General features: G+C 31.8%; 21 protein-coding genes. 6 read left to right on the plus strand and 15 right to left on the minus strand.

All coding sequences use genetic code 11. The features are described 5' to 3' along the window. Positions 1 to 104 precede the first annotated feature (104 nt). The 6 genes from C4S35_RS10790 (at position 105) to C4S35_RS10815 (ending at position 6506) form a co-directional block, all read left to right on the plus strand. Entirely contained in the window at positions 105 to 626 is a 522-nt protein-coding gene (locus C4S35_RS10790) for a PH domain-containing protein (RefSeq protein ID WP_104000173.1), read from the plus strand. Further along, positions 626 to 2140 (plus strand): PH domain-containing protein, encoded by a 1515-nt coding sequence (locus C4S35_RS10795; protein ID WP_104000174.1) that lies wholly within the window; start codon positions 626 to 628, stop codon positions 2138 to 2140. The genes C4S35_RS10790 and C4S35_RS10795 overlap by 1 nt, the downstream gene beginning before the upstream one ends. Positions 2141 to 2236: 96 nt before the next feature. Then, positions 2237 to 3199 carry a 1,4-dihydroxy-2-naphthoate octaprenyltransferase gene (gene menA / locus C4S35_RS10800; protein ID WP_104000175.1) on the plus strand — a complete coding sequence of 321 codons (963 nt, stop codon included), beginning with the start codon at positions 2237 to 2239 and terminating at the stop codon, positions 3197 to 3199. Between the two features lie 53 nt (positions 3200 to 3252). Then, entirely contained in the window at positions 3253 to 3930 is a 678-nt protein-coding gene (locus C4S35_RS10805; protein WP_104000176.1) for a metal-dependent hydrolase, read from the plus strand. 182 nt (positions 3931 to 4112) lie between these two features. Further along, positions 4113 to 5321: a tetratricopeptide repeat protein gene (locus tag C4S35_RS10810; protein ID WP_104000177.1), complete on the plus strand. Its 1209-nt coding sequence runs from the start codon at positions 4113 to 4115 to the stop codon at positions 5319 to 5321. Between the two features lie 138 nt (positions 5322 to 5459). Then, a complete protein-coding gene (locus C4S35_RS10815; RefSeq protein WP_104000178.1) occupies positions 5460 to 6506 on the plus strand; it encodes an o-succinylbenzoate synthase in 1047 nt (348 codons plus the stop codon). Between the two features lies 1 nt (position 6507). Here the strand turns inward: C4S35_RS10815 and C4S35_RS10820 are convergent, their stop codons facing one another. From C4S35_RS10820 to C4S35_RS10890, 15 genes are all read right to left on the minus strand, one after another. Further along, a complete protein-coding gene (locus tag C4S35_RS10820; RefSeq protein ID WP_104000179.1) occupies positions 6508 to 7596 on the minus strand; it encodes an AI-2E family transporter in 1089 nt (362 codons plus the stop codon). Positions 7597 to 7948: 352 nt separating this feature from the next. Next, on the minus strand, positions 7949 to 8176 hold the full coding sequence (locus C4S35_RS16280; RefSeq protein ID WP_341865131.1) for a hypothetical protein: 228 nt from the start codon (positions 8174 to 8176) through the stop codon (positions 7949 to 7951). Continuing rightward, positions 8166 to 8645, minus strand: a complete 480-nt coding sequence (locus tag C4S35_RS10830; protein WP_104000180.1) for a nuclear transport factor 2 family protein — start codon at positions 8643 to 8645, stop codon at positions 8166 to 8168. The genes C4S35_RS16280 and C4S35_RS10830 overlap by 11 nt, the downstream gene beginning before the upstream one ends. A 221-nt stretch (positions 8646 to 8866) precedes the next feature. Continuing rightward, positions 8867 to 10897 (minus strand): OmpA family protein, encoded by a 2031-nt coding sequence (locus C4S35_RS10835; protein WP_104000181.1) that lies wholly within the window; start codon positions 10895 to 10897, stop codon positions 8867 to 8869. Between the two features lie 86 nt (positions 10898 to 10983). Continuing rightward, positions 10984 to 12771 carry an Ig-like domain-containing protein gene (locus C4S35_RS10840; protein WP_104000182.1) on the minus strand — a complete coding sequence of 596 codons (1788 nt, stop codon included), beginning with the start codon at positions 12769 to 12771 and terminating at the stop codon, positions 10984 to 10986. Between the two features lie 1407 nt (positions 12772 to 14178). Next, positions 14179 to 14532 (minus strand): hypothetical protein, encoded by a 354-nt coding sequence (locus tag C4S35_RS10845; RefSeq protein WP_104000183.1) that lies wholly within the window; start codon positions 14530 to 14532, stop codon positions 14179 to 14181. Position 14533: 1 nt separating this feature from the next. Beyond that, positions 14534 to 14881: a hypothetical protein gene (locus C4S35_RS10850; RefSeq protein ID WP_104000184.1), complete on the minus strand. Its 348-nt coding sequence runs from the start codon at positions 14879 to 14881 to the stop codon at positions 14534 to 14536. 50 nt (positions 14882 to 14931) lie between these two features. Beyond that, a complete protein-coding gene (locus tag C4S35_RS10855) occupies positions 14932 to 15276 on the minus strand; it encodes a YtxH domain-containing protein (protein WP_104000185.1) in 345 nt (114 codons plus the stop codon). A gap of 32 nt (positions 15277 to 15308) precedes the next feature. Then, positions 15309 to 15461 (minus strand): lmo0937 family membrane protein, encoded by a 153-nt coding sequence (locus C4S35_RS10860; protein ID WP_104000186.1) that lies wholly within the window; start codon positions 15459 to 15461, stop codon positions 15309 to 15311. Between the two features lie 107 nt (positions 15462 to 15568). Further along, a complete protein-coding gene (locus C4S35_RS10865; protein ID WP_104000187.1) occupies positions 15569 to 16207 on the minus strand; it encodes a porin family protein in 639 nt (212 codons plus the stop codon). 197 nt (positions 16208 to 16404) lie between these two features. Beyond that, the gene (locus tag C4S35_RS10870) at positions 16405 to 16872 is read right to left on the minus strand and encodes a hypothetical protein (RefSeq protein WP_104000188.1); all 468 of its coding nucleotides are present in this window, start codon (positions 16870 to 16872) and stop codon (positions 16405 to 16407) included. A gap of 186 nt (positions 16873 to 17058) precedes the next feature. Then, complete coding sequence (locus C4S35_RS10875; RefSeq protein ID WP_104000189.1) at positions 17059 to 17244, minus strand: CsbD family protein; 186 nt, start codon at positions 17242 to 17244, stop codon at positions 17059 to 17061. 136 nt (positions 17245 to 17380) lie between these two features. Next, the gene (locus C4S35_RS10880) at positions 17381 to 17803 is read right to left on the minus strand and encodes a low affinity iron permease family protein (protein WP_104000190.1); all 423 of its coding nucleotides are present in this window, start codon (positions 17801 to 17803) and stop codon (positions 17381 to 17383) included. Between the two features lie 135 nt (positions 17804 to 17938). Continuing rightward, positions 17939 to 18139, minus strand: a complete 201-nt coding sequence (locus C4S35_RS10885; protein ID WP_104000191.1) for a hypothetical protein — start codon at positions 18137 to 18139, stop codon at positions 17939 to 17941. 163 nt (positions 18140 to 18302) lie between these two features. Next, a complete protein-coding gene (locus C4S35_RS10890) occupies positions 18303 to 19070 on the minus strand; it encodes a DUF4382 domain-containing protein (protein ID WP_104000192.1) in 768 nt (255 codons plus the stop codon). Between the last annotated feature and the right edge of the window lie 99 nt (positions 19071 to 19169).

The raw sequence follows: 19169 nt of genomic DNA on the forward strand, positions 1-19169 counted from the left end.
GTGTTCAGTCGCAAAACATGAAAAAAAGTTTAATGTTTCAGGTTTAAAGTTGTGTTAAAAAAACTTTAAACCTAAGACCTTTCGATTTAAACTAAATTTTATAAATGGAAAATTTCACAAACGAAACAATCAATATTAATCAGCTTCCTAAGTTTGAGGAAGTCGCTTTTACGAATTTGCATCCTAAATACATTACAGTGGTATTGATTAGTTTGGTGAGAATTATTGCAATAGTAGTTCTGATTCCAATACTACTTTCAATGTTTAAACCTGAATTGTTTTCAGGAAGAGTCTGGTTGATTTTGGGGATTTTAATTCCTGTATTTTCGATTATGTTAGTTGTGTTTTCTATTATTGGATTCAAAAAAAAAGGATTTGCATTCAGGGAACATGATGTGCTTTTCAGACACGGAATTATTGCTACGAATACTATCGTAATTCCTTACAATAGAGTGCAACATGTGGCATTGCATGAAGGGTTTATTTCGCGTTATTTTGGACTTGCCAAAATAGAAATTTTTACTGCCGGCGGAAGTTCCAGTGATATTGAAATCCCCGGAATCGAAAAAGAACAAGCCGAAAATATCAAACAATTGTTGATGGGCAAAATACAAAAGCAATTGTAATGGGAGCCGATTTTAGTCAGCCACAACGGCAATCTTCAATAGGAATTTTGGTGATGTTTTTTTACACGCTTCAGCAGTACGCAAGAGCGTTGTGGCCCATGATTGTGATTTGGATTTTTAAGTTTGACGAGGTTAATAAATTATATTTTTTCGTTGGAATGGTTGCCATCTTCGTGAGTATTGGAGTTGTTTCCTATTTGAAATATCTGAACTTTACTTTCTTTTTGGATGCTGAAAATGAAGAATTCGTTATTACAGATGGCGTTTTGAATAAAACCAAAACTGCTATTCAGCTTCGTAAAATTCAACAAGTAAATATAAATCAGTCCTTTCTTCAAAAGTTAATTGGGGTTTATGAATTGGATGTAGATACAGCCGGAAGCAATAAAAAAGAAGGCGCCATCAAAGCCGTTTCACATGAATTGGCTTTAGAGTTGAAATTTCGTTTGTTGGAAAATGAAGAACTAAAGAGTGCAATTGGAACTGAAGAAACTTCGTTGGAGGAAACCGAGCAAAAACTATTTGAAGCTGCGCATCCTTTTATAAAAATAAGTTTTTTGAGTTTGCTAAAAGTTGGAGTTACCTCTAATTATGGAAGAAGTATCGCTTTATTGGTGATTTTCTTTAGTACGATTTACGAGAACTTTCAAAATTTTGGAGATGAAAGCAATGTTTATAAAGAAAAAGTAGGCTCGTATATCGATAAAAACTTAGTGTTACAAACAATTCTAATATCGATAGCGTTTTTGTTTGGGATCGTATTAGTTATTAATGTAATACGAATCGTTTTTAAATATTATAATTATAAAATAACCCGACAAAGAGGGTCTTTACTATTATCTTTTGGCTTGTTGAACACAAAAAGTACTATCATAAAACCTGAAAAAGTTCAGATTACAACCATAAGAAGGAATTATTTTCAAAAGAAACTGGGAATTCTGGAAATGAAAATTAGACAAGCGACCAGTGGAGAAAAAGAAGAACGCAAGTCGGTAATAGAAATTCCGGGATGTAGTGAGAATGAAAGAGATTCAATTTTAAAATTATTGTTTCATCAAATTCCTGAAAAAGGAGTGATGCTTCTGCCTAATTTTCGCAAACTTATTTTTTCTATTTTTCTGTCAATTGGATTACCTTTGTTGGGATTTATGGCGATAGGTTATTGGCTTGAACCTGTATTTTTCGAATACAGTTATGTCGTGCCTTTTTATGTAGTTATTATTGGATTAATCCAATATTTTAAATTTATAAATAACCGATTATTCATCCACGATAATTTTATAATAAAGCAAAGTGGTGCTTGGGATATTAGCAATGATATTATTGAGCCCAGTAAAATACAGGCAATTACAACTTCGCAGCTCTTCTGGCATAAAAAGTTGAATATTGGTTCGATAACATTGCATACCGCAGGAGGAAATATAGCTTTTCAGCTGGGGAATTATTTAATACTAAAACAACAAGTCAACCTTTGGTTGTACAAAATAGAAACTTCCGATAGCAATTGGATGTAGTTCAAAGAGGTTATTTGAGTATTTGTTTAATCGTTTAACCGAATATCAAATAAGAAATGAGCCAAATAAACAGCTAAAATTTTTAAATAGAAAGATATGAAACATTGGATTGAAGCCGCGCGATTACGTACATTACCTTTATCGGTTTCTGGAATAATAGTGGGAAGCATGTATGCTTTAGCGCACCCAACAGACAATATATTAACACCAACGGAAGTCTTTAACTGGCGATTGTTTGGTTTTGCAATATTGACAACATTAGGATTGCAAATACTTTCAAATTTTGCTAATGATTACGGCGATGGTATGAAAGGAACGGATAATGCCGATCGAGTAGGTCCTAAACGCGCCATACAAAGCGGTTTAATTACTCCTCGAGCCATGAAACGCGCCATTATAATCACATCTGCATTGACATTGCTGTCGGCTATATTATTGATTTATTATGCCTTTACCGATACTAATTTATGGTATTCCTTGTTTTATTTAGTGTTGGGAATTTTATCAATTGTATCTGCGATTCGCTACACAGTGGGGAATACCGCTTATGGCTACCGTGGATTTGGGGATGTATTTGTCTTTGTGTTTTTTGGGTTGGTAAGTACTTTAGGAGTGAATTTTTTATACTCCAAACAATTGGATTTTGAATTGGTTTTACCGGCAATTGCCATTGGATTACTAAGTGTTGGTGTTTTGAATTTGAATAATATGCGAGACGAAGCTTCCGATAGAAAATCTAATAAAAACACAATTGTCGTAAAAATTGGCGGAGCCAAAGCAAAAATATATCATTATACTTTGATTGTAACGGCAATGATTTTAGTGTTAATTTTTGCAATTATAGACGATTTCCACTTTGATCAATACTTATTTTTATTAGTGTATATTCCTTTGAGCAAACATTTAATTACTGTTTATAAAAACAAGAACCCTAAGGAATTAGATCCTGAATTAAAAAAACTAGCACTCAGTACTTTTGCACTTTCGGTATTGTTGTCGTTAGGTATGATTTACTTTTTTTCGGATATAATTGTGAATACTTTTTTAGGTGGAAGATAAAATAATATTCAAATAATGAATCTTTCAATCATTCAATTTTTAAATTAAAAAAAATGAAAATAACATTTTACGGACACGCTTCATTGGGTATAGAAGTTGGCGGCAGACACATCATTGTAGATCCTTATATTTCGGCTAATCCAAAGGCAGCGCATATCGACATTGACACCTTAAAAGCCAATTATATTTTAGTAACGCATGCGCACGGAGATCATATTCTGGATGTCGAGGCAATTGCCAAAAGAACCAATGCGGTAATTATTTCCAATGCTGAAATTGCAGGTTATTATGGCGCAAAAGGGTTTCAATCGCATCCTATGAATCACGGCGGAAGCTGGAATTTTGATTTTGGGAAACTGAAATATGTAAATGCCATACATTCGAGTTCTTTTCCTGACGGAAGTTACGGTGGAAATTCGGGCGGTTTTGTCATTGAAGGTGAACATAAAAACGTATATATTGCGGGTGATACGGCGCTTACTATGGATATGAAACTCATTCCTATGCGCACCAAACTCGACTTAGCAATTTTGCCAATAGGTGATAATTTTACCATGGATGTCGAAGATGCGATTATAGCTTCTGATTTCTTGGATTGCGATAAAATCCTCGGGTATCACTACGACACTTTTGGTTATATCGAAATCAATCATGAAGAATCCATTCGCAAATTCTTCGATAAAGGAAAAGATTTGATGTTATTGGAAATAGGGGATTTTATCGAATTGTAATTTTTATTTGGAGCTAATCCAGCTATTCGTTGCAATCTTTTATCACTATTTCAGGGTTCGAAACCCTTAAATAGTGATAAAAGGATTTTCACTGCTATCTGGGCTAGGGCTTGATAGTAATAAATTGATAAGTGAACTTTGCGAAAACTTCGTGCGCTTACTGTTTAAATTTTATATCAATCATGCATAAAAAGAATTTCATCGTTTTATTTCTGTTTTTAATTACTGTAAATACCGTTTTCGCACAAAAAGACGGCTATTGGGATAAAGCGCGCGCTACAACCGAAGAAATTTCAGTTTCTGCCAGAGACAGAATCATTATAAAAACACAAGATTTTCCTGAAGGAACTACCGAAGTCGTTTATAGAATAACGCTTTTGGATAAAAATCAGCAAATGGCAGGTAGTTTGATTTCGGTTTTAAAAGCCATTCCGGATCCTACAGGAATCAGTCAAGGTTCGGCTGGAGCGGTTTTTATCTTATCTAAAATCTCTGGAGACGACAAATGCAAGTATGCAGTTTTTTCTACCGCTGACTTAGCCACAAAATACAAAGAAAACGGAAAAACAGATGATGCTTGTTTATTTCAAGATATGCCAATCAGTAAAGATGCCAAGCGCCTTTCTACAGAGAAATCCAGTTGTATGCAATTAAATACGGGAAATTTATGGTTTGGTTTCGAAAGTAAAAATTGGATCATGAATCAAAAAATTATTCTGGAAGTGGTGCCGTGGGTCGATAACAAACTGAGTCGTGGCTGGACGCTTAAAAACAGAAAAGCAATCATCGATCAATGTAAGACCTCTAATTTGGCTCAAAAAATGACCAATTCAGATGATTTTTGCGTTTGTATTCTCGATAAAATCCAATCGAAGTACAAGTTTAAGGAATTCCAAAAATTATTGGCCGTAGAACGCGCTAAAGCGTTTAAAGATTTTGGTACTAGTTGTTTTGGTGAAAGCAATCTTTCTAAAAGTGTGTATAATGATTTGCGCAAGCAAGCTGCAGGATTAGCAAAACAAGGAAAGCAAGGCGAAGCCATTCAGAAACTTACAACAATAATCAACGACGGAAAAGCAACTGCTTTAGATTATAATTCTATTGGGAATAGCTATCTTTTGACCAAGCAATACGGGAAAGCGATTAAATTTCTGAAAGAAGGCGAGAAGCTTGATCATACGGAATTATTGATACAACTCAATTTAGCGCATGCCTATTTATTGAATGATAATTACGCGGCTGCAAAAGCGATTTATAAAGAGTATCAGTCGCAAAATGTAACGGATAGTTTGGGTTGGACTCAAAAAGTAAAACAAGATTTCGCTGCTTTCAAAAAAGCGGGAATAACTTCCAATGATTTTGAAAGAGTTTTGAAGTTGATGGATAAATAAATTAAACTTTAAAAAGTAAATGCCTTGTATGTTTTAAGAAAGCGATTAATTTTTTTTACCATATAAGACATTTAAGTTTTGATAAAATTAGTGAGCTACAAGTTTACTATATTAAAATAACTCATAATTTATAATTTCTTGAAAGCAACCTACCACAAATATATTCTAGATTTCAAACGACCATCAGGAACTTCGCGTGGCGTTATGACTGAAAAAGAAACTTGGTTTATTGTCTTAGAACAAGACGGTAAAAAAGGAATAGGAGAATGCGGAATCCTTCGCGGATTGAGCATTGACGATCGTCCGGATTATGAAGAAAAATTACGATGGACTTGTGATAATATTCACTTGGGAAAAGATCAACTTTGGGAGGCGTTATTGGAGTTTCCTTCGATACAGTTTGGAGTGGAAATGGCGTTCCAATCTTTGGAAAGTGAAACTCCTTTTTTGTTGTTTCCTTCGGACTTCACAAACGGTACAAAATCCATCTTAATAAACGGTTTAGTTTGGATGGGCGAGGAGTTGTTTATGAAGCAGCAAATTGAGGAAAAACTAGCGCAGGGTTTCCGATGCATTAAACTCAAAATTGGAGCAATAGATTTCGATAAAGAGCTACAATTATTACGTTTTATTCGGGAACATTTCACTCCGGAGCAAATTGAAATTCGGGTTGATGCGAATGGTGCTTTTGCTGTAGATTTAGCTTTAGATAAAATAATGCAATTATCTGAATTTAAATTACATAGTATCGAGCAACCGATACAAAAAAATCAGACTGACAGGATGGCAGATCTGTGTAAAACTACTCCTTTTCCTATTGCTTTGGATGAAGAGCTGATCGGTGTGTTTGCTTTGGCAGAAAAAGAGCAATTACTGGAGAAAATCCAGCCACAATACATTATTTTAAAACCTAGTTTTGTGGGCGGTTTTCGAGGTACTCAAGAATGGATTTCATTGGCTGAAAAACATAAAATCGGGTGGTGGATTACTTCCGCATTGGAGAGCAATATTGGACTGAACGCTATTGCGCAGTGGACCTTTTTACAACATAATTTAATGCCTCAAGGATTAGGAACCGGAGCACTTTATACCAATAATTTTGACTGTCCGCTAGAAGTTTCAGTAGGGCATTTATGGTACAAGAAAGAGTTGGATTGGACGTTTGATTTTGGCCTTTTGAAATAGATTATTTTGAAGTTTTCTTTTGGTCACCGTCTCCCAATAAAACGGATAATGTCTTTAAGCTAGGTGTACGGTCCGCAATCAACTTGATGATGCTTATGAATGGAATAAACAGAATCATTCCTGCTGCTCCCCAAATAATGCCTCCAACGATTACTACAATAATAATGACAAGTGTATTTATTTTTAAACGGCTTCCTACTGCAAAAGGAAAAATAATATAGGCTTCAAGTGCTTGGACAATAGAAAAAACAGCAATAACGGCTAATGGATACCAAATAGAATTGTACGTTATCCAGGAAACTGCAATGGGCAAGAGCGAAGATATTATGATTCCAACATACGGAATAAAAGTGAGGATTGAGGCGATAAAACCAAACAGAAAGGGATTTGGCACTCCAATTATCCAAAGTCCAATGCTGTTTAATAATCCAACTATTACATAAACTATTAACATTCCTTTGATGAAATTGTAATATTCATGAATGGTTTCAATGAGAATTTCGTGTATCGTATTTTTTCGCTCCATAGGGAAAAGCTCATATAGAGCATTTGATAACAACTGGCGATGGAAAAGTATTAATGACGAAAAAACAGGAATCATTATTAAAAAAAATACTGATGTAGATAATGAGTATGCGGTATTTCGTAACATTGAAAAAGCTAGTGAACCAGAATCTTTGAGCGTATTATTAATGAATTCCGTTTGTTTTTCCAGACTAATATTAAATCTTTCTACGATAAAAATACTTAATTGATGTATCGATTCGTTCAGTTTGGCTCTTAAAGATTCCCATTCTTGAAGAAATTCGGAGAACTGTACGAACAATAAATAAATGATAGAACCCGCTAAAAGTGTCACGCCTAAAATAGAGATAAAAATGGCTGTACCTTTGTAAATGCCTTTTGTTTCCATCCAATTGCAAACGGGGTATAGAATAAAACCAATGAGTAATGAAAAACTCAAAGGAATAAATAGTGTTTTTCCAAAGTAAAGTATTATGGAAGAAAATACTATCAACTGAAATATTTCAAGAGCTGAATAAGTTCTTTTTGAAGTAACTGAGTTGGGTATATTTGGAAACGGTTCCATACTTTTATCGTATTATAACTTTTATTTCTGCCCTAACTTTAATAAGTGTTCTCATAAACAATACTAGTAATAAAAGTACAATTTTTAAATCGATTAGCCGTTTTTAACCATAATTATATGTTTCGATTATTTGTCATGAGGTCACCTTCGGTTTGTGGTAATTAATTTGCCACAAAATATAGGTCAGGTGAGTAGTTAAATGAATCAAAAGAATTCAGTTGTCATTTTTGTTTCAAAAAGCAAAAAGGGGATCTTCTCTATGTAACATTTTATCTGTTACTTAACTAAGTGTTATGTCGACAACAGATTTAGTTTCTTTAATTTTTTTTAATAATTCAGATTTAGGAATATCTTAGAATGAAAATTCGAGTGCTTTGTTTCTGATATGTCCGGTTTTCCAAAATTTAGCTCCAATATAGGTATTAAGTTTTTCTACCAAATTGAGACAAAGATTCCCGACTGAATTGGCTTTTCCTTTCTGAATTTTCCAACTATCACTTTCATTTTGGTTCGGCTCAATTTCAATTTTTGATTTATTCAAATCTCGGTTGAAAAGTATTTTTAAACTTTCAATTGGCATTTACATTTTCTTTGTACTTCTTCAATGATAACAGTGCTTGTTTTTGTATTTTTTTCTGAAAAAAGCCAGTCCAACCTAATAAATATCCGGTAATTCCAAAAGCTTGTTTGGACCATTTCCAAGTATCAAACTCATCGGTTTGCTTTATAATTAATCCGTCTTTAAACTGAAATTGAGACTGAATAACATTAACAACTTTTCTATTAGTTTGGCTAAAGTTGTAGGTTGCAATCCATTGTGCAGAACCGATATATTCAGTTGCTTTTATATCAGAAAATTCAATTTTTATTTCTCCTTTACTTTTTTTGATCAACATTTTCCACATTTCGCAAACATCATTCCCTTTTAGTAAACCTAAGACAGGATTACGAAACTGTAAATCGCCATGATAAAATTTGCACATTGTTTTGGTATCAGCATTTGCAATTGCAGTATAAAATTTGATTAAGGTTTTCTCGTTTTCGATCATATTAACATAAAATGAATGGTAAAAATAATAATTTTTTTTAAAAATTCTTCTGTTTTAAGTTTTAGGTAATCATTATTTTATAAAATTTTAAAAAATAATTGATTGTTTAGCTGGTAATTTATTCATTATAAAAGGGTTGAAATTTAAAATTTCGCATAAAAAAAGGATAGACTTTTAAGTTTCTATCCTTTTAGGTATTCAATAAATATTAACTAACTAAATTACTTTACGGGAATAATATCAATTATTACTGTACGGTTATAAAAACGTTCCTCTGGAGTTTTGTTCTCAAAAGGAGATTTATTTTCATCTTCTCCAAATCCGTTTACTTCAAATTTTACATCATTTCTACCAGCTTTAGATAAAGCACTTGCAAGAATACCTTTAACATCATTAGCACGAGCTAAAGATAAATCAATATTATGAGCTTCCTCACCAATAATATCGGTATGACCATGAATAATAACAGTTGCTCCTACAGCAATTTTAGGTGTAACAATTTCTGTTAAGTATTTTTCATAGATAGCAATCGCTTTAGATTTATTAAATTCATAAATAATGCTATATCTAATACCTTCTTCAATTTTGGCAGGTGTCCAAAGCACAACATGCATAGTGGTTTCTTTTTCTATAATTTTACCACTTTTTAATTGACCTACCATTTTTACTTTAAAATCTCCTTCTGGTCTGTCTCCTAAAATTGATTTTCCAGAAATACTTGCTACGTCTTCGCTGTAAGGTCCAAAAGATTGTACTTTTCCTTTTTCATCCGTCATTTGAACTGACCATGAAGATAAAGTTTCTTTGGCTCCTTTATTTTCTATAGTAACATAGCTTTCTAAAGGTGCTTCTTGTAGCGCATTAATCACTACAGGTTTCAATTGCGCATCTGGTCCACTTTGAAATTCCATCAATAAATCAGCAGAATTACTTTCAATTGAAACTCTTTGATCTCCTTCACGAAGAAGTTCAAGTTCTAATTTTGCACCTGGTTGTTCTGATGGGATATTTGGTTTGTTTTGTCCTTTAGTAGTAATTCTAGAAGGATTAATAGCAAATATATTTACCAAATAAGTTTTGATTGATTCTGCCATTGCAGCTCCGTCATCTGGACCTTTTTCTGATGAACCCACCAAAGTAATTGTTGCTGAAGGATTTTTTTGCATACGGTCTCCAAGGATGTTTAGAACATTGTAATAAACAATCATCTGACGTTTTGAACGGTCTGATAAAGTTTTTGGAGCAAATACTTCTAATTGGTCTTCTTTGAAATCTTTAACCTGATCTTTGTTTAATAAAACATAACGATTTGGTATTTCAGTAGATCCCGCATTGAAAAATACATAGTTTCTAAGTGGAAAAATTTCAGTCATTCTTCTTTCTCCTGGAACATTACTAGGAGAGTTTACTGTGAACTGAACGTCACCATCTTTTACCATATCTGTAGACTCTTGAATATTTTGTCCTTGTCCAAATTTTAATGCAACACCCGCTCTTACAGTAGTATTATTCCATGTTTCAGTTGAACGTGGATTTTGACCAAAATAAGGTTGGAAAGAAACAAAAGGAGACAATACAAATTGTGTTTTGTTGCTATCTGATGAAAGTGGAATATCGTATCCTGCTCCAATTTGCATTGAAATAAGAGTTTTATTGATATTATCGAAATCACCTGTTACTGCAGCAGAAGGCGCTTGATCAGGATAAGCTGGATTAATACCTAATTGGTAAGTAAATGATTTATCCATATTGAAAGCTAAACGTGGACCTCCGTATAAATAAAAATCAGATTTAAATGGTGCAAAACGCAAACTAGGTTCTACAGTAATGTAACTAAGTTTTGTAGATAAATCCGCCGGGCAGTCACATGGAGTAACAACTTGATCAAAATCACCTTTACGGCTATCATAACCTGCTTGTAACATAATACCCCATCTTGAATCAGCAGGACGATATTCTAAAAGTGGTGCAATGAAAAGTCCTGCGCCAAATCCGTCGTGGAACGCAACTGGTGGTTTAAAACTAGCATTCAACTGTTGAGTAGAACCACGATAGAAATTAAAATTAGCTCCACCCGCTACGCCAAAGAACCAAGAAGGTTTTGTGTATTTAACTACTTGTGCTTCCTGTGCTTGAAGAGAAGTTTGGAAACTTAACCAAGATAGAGCAACTATTGCAACGCTTTTTATGGTTAGGTTATTGGAGGACTGTGCTAAGCATGAGCCCTTTTTTAAATTTATTATTTTTTGCATGTTATTATTTGTTTATGTCATTTTTTAATATATCCCGTCCGAAGACGGGATAAAATAGTTGGGTTGTAAAACTTTTTAACTATGACCTAGTTAGGCACATTAATTGTTGTATTTACCATAGTAACTGAAGCTACTAAAGATATCGCTCTACCATTTAGCACTGTTAAAAAAGGATTTGTACTATTAGCAGGAGAAGACAAAGTCACTCCAGAATTGGCTATAATGTTTCCAACCATAACTCCACCACCGGCGTAGTTAATAACAGCTGTACTACCAACATACCAATATACATTATTAGGATTACCTACACCGTTTAAAAATGTAACACTACTTGGAGCCGAATCACCTACTGTTAAAGAAGAAGGTGCTTGAAAGTACCATTTTGCATTTGGATCTCCATTAGCATTTAATACTAGATTTCCGTTAGTTATTGCAAAAGAGCTAGAAGCCGTATAAATACCAGGAGCTAACGTTAATCCACCTAGTTCTCCAGCTCCCGGATTAGCGACTCCGCCCGGCATTGAAGCAGGAGAAATACTGTTGTAAAGATCTCTTGCTGCATTCAATCCAGCTAATGCAGTTGCTGCCTTAGTTGCATTTCCTGGTGCAGGAGCATCTGTAAATATTCCATCAGTAACAACTCCATTATTTAATGGGGTTTTGGTATAAACATCTCCATTGGTACCATCTGTAAAACCTGTTACTAAAGATGAAGCAGCTGTCGTACCTATTGCACCATTTACTACAGTAAATAATCCTTGATTTGTAATTCCTGCATTTCCACCAAAAACTCCAAAAAACAAACCACTTGAAACTGTAATAGGTGGAGTAGCAACAACTGCTGTAGTGAATTTCCATACATAGTCATTCGCTAATGGAATACCAAATGTACTTTTAGCGCCTGTTGTTATTGTAGCTGTATAAGTAAGTCCTGGATCAAGTGAATTAACCGGGTTAAATGAAGCAGTGTTACCTCCAGTATAAGTAACTACTCCTGCAATTACTGTTGTACCTTGTCTTAAAGTAAAAGTAGTAGGATTAATAATACTAGCAGGATCCATTGCCAAGTCGAAGGTAGCAGTAATAGTTTTGTTTAAATTCACTTCTATATCGTTGTCACGAGGGTCAGTTGCAGTTACTGTTGGTGCAGATACTGTTGTAAAACTCCATACTTTATTTACCGCTAATGGCTCTCCTTGTGATAGACTTTTTGCGCCCGTAGTTATGGTTGCAGTATATACAGTATTAAGGTTTAATGGACTTGTAGGTTTAAATGAAGCGGTTGTACCACTATAAGTAACAACTCCTGCAATTACTGTTGTACCTTGTTTTAAAGTAAAAGTAGTAGCTGGGCTAATAATAGTTGAAGGATCCATTGGTACACTAAATGTAGCAGTAATCGTTTTATTTAAAGGAACGTTTGTGGCTAGATCTGCAGGATCTGTACTAATCACTGTAGGAACAATAATCAACCCGGTAGAAAATGTCCAGACATAATCTTGCTGAAGCGCATTACCGTCTACATCTTTAACTCCAGTTGTAATTCTACCTGTGTAAGTTGTCTTAGGACTAAGAGGACTTGCCGGAGTAAAGGTAGCTGTAGTTCCGCTGTACGCGACTTTACCTTTTACAGCTGTTCCGTCAGCCTTTTTAACAATAAAAGTAGATTCATCAATCGTTGATTGATTCATCACTTCATTAAAAGTTGCCGAGATTATCTGATTAAATGGAACTTCTAAAGCGCCGTTGGCAGGAATTGTTGATATTACGACTGGACAAACCCCTACTGTCTCTACGAAATCATCTTCGGCGCAGCCAGAAAAGAATGCAATAAACACTATTGCAAGGGTTAAAAGTAAATTTTTTGTTTTCATGTTATTTAGGTTAAGAAATTATTTACAACGAAGATCCGATTATTATAAATTAAATCTATTACATAATAAAAAAATTAGATTGTAAAATTCACATATCTGAAATTTATAATAATTTATAAACTGCTGATAATTAATAATTTGTGTTTATTTGATTATTTTGGTATAACTGGATATAAAAAAATCTAAAAAAAAATCTAAAAAAAAACTTAAAGTTTAATTCAAAATAATGGTCATTTTTTTACGAAAAAAGAGAAGTTTGATCACTACAGTAAAAGGTAGATTATTTTCTATGTCGTATTTGATACTGTTCAATACAATAATAAGTTTTAATTAATATTTTTATAAGAATAATAAAGCAAAAACTGTACTAACGGGTTATTTTATAAATTTTTAAAAAAAAATATTTGAAAAATTAGGATCTACCATCTTGAAAATCTCCTTGGAAAGTTTTTGCAAATTTGTAATTTGCAAAGTAACAGGAAATAGAAAAATAAAGAAATAAAAACAATAAAGCACAATTTGAAATTATAATTTCCGATTTAATATTATTGTCTTAAAATAGGAAACTTATAAATAGTAATTGCGAGTCTTTTATAAATTTATTTCGCCCCTTTTTCATAGTTCAGAAGTAAAAGGCGTAAGGTATTTTGTAAAGTTATTCAAGGCGAAAGAAGATTGTTTAATATAATCTAAGTATTCTTTTAGTTCTTCTGGAGAATTTGTATTTTGATCCAAGAGTTGAGGTACTCTAAAAATATTGGGTTTAGGCAGTCTAACTGTACATAGGTCATAAACACCATTTTTTCAATCCTTTTTTTGTATTCTTTTTGATATTCTTTTTGATATTCTTTGGCTTTTTTAAGTTTTTTATTTGCTAAAAGGTATTCTTTTGCTCTTTTTTCTTTTTCTTGGTTTTAAAAAATAAGTTCCCTGTTAGCCATTATTAATTCAGCTGCTCGCTTTTCTTTTTCGTTATTATATATAACAAAAGGTCCACAATTTGAAGCGCTATTACGCAATTCTTGAAGGATAGTTTTTTATTAAGAGGTATTAGTTCTTGAGCTCTTTTTTTTTCTTTCTTTTGATTCTGAAAGTCAAGCTTTTTTTTTGAATTATCCAATTCAGCAGCAGTAAGTTTTGCTATTTCTTGGATTTAACATTCATGTTCCCTGTCAATAATATATAATTGTATTACATAATTTTATTTCTCTTTATTTTGAATAAAAAAGGTTTTATTGTAATAAATTAAATCATTTTTTTTAGGGTAATCATCATTTTTTATTTAAAATAATTAGATAAAAAACTTATCAGACACGATCTTTCGATCTTTTTTATTCCAATATTAATAAAAAATTTATTTGATTCTTAAAATGTAATCAGAACAATAGAACTATTTTGCAATGTAAGCTATTGCAGCAATTCGCTTGACTTTGAAGGATCGGTGCGCTTAGAAACTATGTTAGTGATTGCAAATTGTAATACATTACCTAATATTCTTTTGAATGGATTATGACTTGATCTCACCAATATTTTTTTGGTTAAGTAGCCTGTAGCAATTCCAATAACATTACTAAGTAAATTTCCTTTTAAGTCAGGTGATGTTGTCATTTCTGAGAATACCCTTTTTATAATGTTTAAAGGCTTTATACTATCATAAGTTACTTCAAATTGTTCTTTAAGTATTCTTAATTCTTGTCTCTGTCTGTATTCTAATAAAGCGATAGTTTCCTTTAAAGTATCAGTTTCGTTCCTCTTTTTCATACTAACTTTTTTTTAACATTTTTGCAATTATGAAACTATTCACCGGTAATTTAATCCATTGATCTTTAAAGCTATTTATTAGAATAGCTAAAATAAAATAGGCACTGCCAACTACAAAATAACCATAATAGGTCTTTCCTAGTAATTCGCCTATCCATATAGAAAGTCCCATATTAATTAATAGGGCAAACATGGCAGCAACAATGATAACGGTTAATCTCGATAACATTGAGGATAAAACATCTGCAGATTTATCAATAACAGTCAGTTTTGTTAATTCTACAGTAGTCCGGGTGTAATCCTGTGCTCTTTCAAAAAGCGTTTCTATTGTTGTTGCCTGGTTGTCCATGATTTAAATTTTAAGCTTATTGATTATAAAATTTTAGTATTCAAATAGAATTAAATATTTGAATTTTTTATTTCGTTTTTAAAATCACCAAATTTTGTTTGTCCTTCAGCCTTAGCATCATCAAACATTGTTTTTCCTGCATCTTTAGCATCATCAAATTTTGATTTTCCTTGAGAAAGTAAATTTTCTCCTTCTTTCCAAATTTTTTCATATTTATTAGTAATAGTCCCTAATAATGTATCTAATTTGTCTTTTAACTCATCACTATAATCATTACTTTTATCCATAAGTCTTCTTCTTGTTTTGTCTCCTTTTTCGGGTGCAAATAAAATTCCTAATAATGCTCCGGCTGCAACACCACCTAATATACCTAATATTACTTTATCTGTTTTCATAATTTATTTTTTTAAAATTTGCTTTCTATTTTTTATAATCTTCTTCCTTGTATAAGTCTCAATATTATTGCAATTACTGCGATAACTAAGAGTATATGTATTATCGATCCTGCACTATATGCAAAGAACCCAATTGCCCAAAAAATGACTAAAATTACTGCGATTGTGTAAAGGAGGTTGCTCATGATTTTTGTTTTTAATTGTTAATTATTAATTTTTATTTAAATTTAAAAAATTTAATTGACTGTATTATAGTAATTTATGTTTTTTTAAAATTTATTTATGATTTGTACTAGTTGAATGAGAAAGCCCCATAAAAACTTAAGACACTATTTTTACCGTCAGGAAAAGTATAGTTTGTGCCAGAATAATTTCTTTCTTTTCCTACTTTTGTAAGACCATAATTGTATCTTACTCCAAAACTAACAGTTTCTAAATCAAACCCAAGACCAGCTGCAACACCAGCATCAATTTTATTGAAATCATCCGTGTTTATATTGTCTTGGAAATTATAAGTTCCAGATTCATTTGTAGTTTTACCACTGATCAAGTAACCAGCATAAGGTCCTACTTGCACATTGAAGTTTTTTGTAACATTTGCAACCAACATAACCGGTACTTCAATATAATTTAATTTGAATTTTGCAGTTCCAGAAGCAAACACATTGTTATAAACTACTTCAGCACCTTTCCCAGTGTAATAAACTTCAGGTTGAATAGAAATAGAATTGGTTACCGGAACTTTAGCATATAAACCGATGTTAAAACCAGTTAATACATTTTCGTCATCTGCATTGTCGGTATATAAATTAGAGAAGTTAACTCCTCCTTTTACACCAAACTTTGCAACGTTGCTTTGAGCGTTACTATTTGTGTAACTTATAAAGGTCAATAATAATGACGCTAAAATTATTTTTCTTGAATTTTTCATCTAATTTATTTTTAATGTGTTTTTGTTGTTTTACAAAGGTGGTCACGATTGAGGAGAAAAGAGTTACAAAACTTTTTGTAAAACTTATATTATTCACACTTACTGCATACTTTGTGGGTTTGTAAAATAAATTTATTTTTTTTAAATAAATTATAAAGCATAAAAAAAGGCGAGTTATTTAACTCACCTTTAGAATATTAATTATTTTTTGTTGTAACCGTCATTTCTTTTATTTCTCGATTAAGTTGCTCGATATCATGATTATATTCTCGTTTAAATAGTTCCCAATCATCACTGGTATTGTTTTTATAACTGTCCACTTTAATCTTAATATCCTTATTTTTTTGTTCCAGTTCTTGAATTTTTTTACTGTACAAAGTATCAATCGAAGTTCCTGATTTTATTATTTTATCTTTCAATTTCCCGATTCTAATTTCATTGTCAATGATTCTTATATTAGTCTCTTTTTTGATTTTTTTCCATTCCTCGGCATTTGCTTCTTTTTTTGCCATCATTAATTTTTCTTTGGCATCTTCCGTGTTTTCTCTCGCGTCAGCTACATCATCTTTTGCCTCTTCTTCTCTTTTAGGAGAACTATTACATCCCAGTATTACTGTCGCTGTCATTAAAGTTAATGCGGCTAGTGTATAAATTGTTTTCTTCATTGTCTAAACTTTAGGATTTATTTGGAGTAATGGATAATAACAAATTTAATTGTAGGATAATTTCAAATCAATCGATAACGTTTTAAGGAAGTTAATTTGTTCACTGAAAAAATAAAACAGTGTTATGTTGGTAATTAAAAAATTGGTAATAAATATAGTTATTGACTGTTAACTTATGAATTATATCTATAGTCCTTCAATGATTTTTAGTAATTCTTCTCTAGTTTTACCCAGTTTTTTTTGAAGTTTTGAAATCATTTCTTCTTTTGTTCCTTCTTTAAATAAAATATCATTATCAGTCAAAGCAGCAAATTTTTGTTTTAATTTTTCTTTTTGTTGATCCCAATTTCCTTTTGATTCTTCCGTGTTCATTTTGATTTATTTATACCACGAAAAACTTTTCATGATTTTACAAAGTTCGATGAATAACCGATAAAACAGTTTATACAATTTTTCTCAAAAGTTATATCTTTCACACATTTTAAGAAAATGTATTTTATTTACCAAATTATTCAGACTTAATTTCGTCATCAATTATATCAATTTCATCATCCAGTTCTTTGATTTTTTCGGCAAGTTCACTGTATTCTTTCGAAAGTTCCGTTATTTCTCTTTCTGTTTTTGCTTCAACATTCATTACTGCATTACTAGCTGTATCGTGAGATGAAACCAGTTCGTTAATTTTCAAATGCAATGACGCTGAAAATTTATTAAATGATTTTTGAATAATAAATAAACTTAAAAAAGTGGTTCCAAAAATTATATCCCCAATAATTTGATGCATATCTTGCGTAGCGAAAAAGCTGTTAATCCACCAATATAATACTAGAGCTAATGCAATAATAAAGGTAATTGAATTACCAAGAATACTTGTTGCTACAGAAGTGAGTTTTTCAAAAACACTTTCTAAATGACTATAAATTTTAACCATCAATTATAAGTTTGATTTTTAAATTATAAAAAGAATAACAATATAAAAGTGACATTTATTATTTCAGAAATTTAATATTCACGTTTATATTATAGTTGCTTTTAAAAAAAATAAAAGTAATTATTTATATTGGTATTATTTTAGCGTATATTTTTTTAACAACGACTCCAAAGAATTGTAATAATCCTGTAAAATTTTAATATTTATCTCTGGATTTTTGGTATCAGGAACGGTTACTGGCATTTCTTCCAAGTATTTAGATAGTTCAGGATATTCCGTTTTAATTTTCATTGTAATTTTAAGAATAGCTTCTTCGATTTCGATTTCAGTTTTCATAATTTTTTTATTTTTAATAACATTAAATATTTCGCGATATCTTATAATTATATTTTAGAATATCTACTCTTTGGAATATTTAAAATTTTGATTTTATTCTTGTAAAAAAAAACACTCAATTTATAATAAATTAAGTGTTTTTTTAATAGAATCATAATGCTTTTTAAAATGCAATTGGTCCTAAATCATATGTATTACCTGCTGTCACTACGATAGTGCTTTTTGTTACAGGCAATAAAGGTAAAACAGGAGTGATAGTTACGTTGTAAGTTCCTGAAGGAAGCCCCATAACTAAAAATTCACCAGTTGCACTTACGCTTGTAGAATACGATAAACCCGTTAGAACATCAACAGCCGTTACTACAGCTGAACTACCTACTGGTGTAATTTTTCCTTTTATGTTACCGCTTTCAGCCGCTACAATTGTTCTAACAACAGGTTTCAATTTATACGCTCCATTTCCTGTATTCACAATAGATTTGTTAGCATCAAAATCAAGTAAAACATTATACAAAATACCTTGTTGAAGAGTTTGGTGTACTTGAAGTTTTAATCCTGATTGCTCAGCGCTTGGAGTACTCAAAGGATAAGTTGTATTATCTACAACTACCGTATTCCTTGTTCCAAGTATAAGTCTAATTTGTGCTACCTTAGAAATTTGTAAGGTATCAGTAGCAATAAGTTTAGTTTTTCCATTAGTCAAATCAAGTAGGTTATAAATTCCCTTCTTTACATTCAACGTCACCGTTTCTCCAGCATCTCCAGTCACTTCTACACCTAATAAGTCAACATTTACTTGTTGATATGGACCAGGAGCATCTGTCATTTTTACAGCATATGGATAACTTGAAGCTGTGTCATCGTTGTTGTTGCAAGAGATCATAATAATCCCCAATACGATTAAAGATAGAATAATTTTCATTTTTTTCATTTTCGATTGTTTTTATTGTTTTAAAATACTTTTTATTATTTGGTAAAGGTAATGGCAACAGTAAAACGATCTGTTACATAACTTTAGTATTAAGTTGTA

Source organism: Flavobacterium urumqiense (genome assembly GCF_900108015.1).
In the GTDB taxonomy this organism is placed as follows: Bacteria; Bacteroidota; Bacteroidia; order Flavobacteriales; family Flavobacteriaceae; genus Flavobacterium; species Flavobacterium urumqiense.

Bases quoted from the DNA above. Each gene is read 5' to 3' on its own strand.
- C4S35_RS10870 (WP_104000188.1), bottom strand. From the start codon at position 16,872: ATGAAGAAAACAATTTATACACTAGCCGCATTAACTTTAATGACAGCG.
- C4S35_RS10795 (WP_104000174.1), top strand. From the start codon at position 626: ATGGGAGCCGATTTTAGTCAGCCACAACGGCAATCTTCAATAGGAATT.
- C4S35_RS10810 (WP_104000177.1), top strand. From the start codon at position 4,113: ATGCATAAAAAGAATTTCATCGTTTTATTTCTGTTTTTAATTACTGTA.
- C4S35_RS16280 (WP_341865131.1), bottom strand. From the start codon at position 8,176: ATGCCAATTGAAAGTTTAAAAATACTTTTCAACCGAGATTTGAATAAA.
- C4S35_RS10850 (WP_104000184.1), bottom strand. From the start codon at position 14,881: ATGGACAACCAGGCAACAACAATAGAAACGCTTTTTGAAAGAGCACAG.
- C4S35_RS10820 (WP_104000179.1), bottom strand. From the start codon at position 7,596: ATGGAACCGTTTCCAAATATACCCAACTCAGTTACTTCAAAAAGAACT.
- C4S35_RS10860 (WP_104000186.1), bottom strand. From the start codon at position 15,461: ATGAGCAACCTCCTTTACACAATCGCAGTAATTTTAGTCATTTTTTGG.
- C4S35_RS10885 (WP_104000191.1), bottom strand. From the start codon at position 18,139: ATGAAAACTGAAATCGAAATCGAAGAAGCTATTCTTAAAATTACAATG.
- C4S35_RS10835 (WP_104000181.1), bottom strand. From the start codon at position 10,897: ATGCAAAAAATAATAAATTTAAAAAAGGGCTCATGCTTAGCACAGTCC.
- C4S35_RS10875 (WP_104000189.1), bottom strand. From the start codon at position 17,244: ATGAACACGGAAGAATCAAAAGGAAATTGGGATCAACAAAAAGAAAAA.
- C4S35_RS10880 (WP_104000190.1), bottom strand. From the start codon at position 17,803: ATGGTTAAAATTTATAGTCATTTAGAAAGTGTTTTTGAAAAACTCACT.
- C4S35_RS10830 (WP_104000180.1), bottom strand. From the start codon at position 8,645: ATGATCGAAAACGAGAAAACCTTAATCAAATTTTATACTGCAATTGCA.
- C4S35_RS10865 (WP_104000187.1), bottom strand. From the start codon at position 16,207: ATGAAAAATTCAAGAAAAATAATTTTAGCGTCATTATTATTGACCTTT.
- C4S35_RS10855 (WP_104000185.1), bottom strand. From the start codon at position 15,276: ATGAAAACAGATAAAGTAATATTAGGTATATTAGGTGGTGTTGCAGCC.
- C4S35_RS10805 (WP_104000176.1), top strand. From the start codon at position 3,253: ATGAAAATAACATTTTACGGACACGCTTCATTGGGTATAGAAGTTGGC.
- menA (WP_104000175.1), top strand. From the start codon at position 2,237: ATGAAACATTGGATTGAAGCCGCGCGATTACGTACATTACCTTTATCG.
- C4S35_RS10840 (WP_104000182.1), bottom strand. From the start codon at position 12,771: ATGAAAACAAAAAATTTACTTTTAACCCTTGCAATAGTGTTTATTGCA.
- C4S35_RS10890 (WP_104000192.1), bottom strand. From the start codon at position 19,070: ATGAAAAAAATGAAAATTATTCTATCTTTAATCGTATTGGGGATTATT.
- C4S35_RS10790 (WP_104000173.1), top strand. From the start codon at position 105: ATGGAAAATTTCACAAACGAAACAATCAATATTAATCAGCTTCCTAAG.
- C4S35_RS10845 (WP_104000183.1), bottom strand. From the start codon at position 14,532: ATGAAAAAGAGGAACGAAACTGATACTTTAAAGGAAACTATCGCTTTA.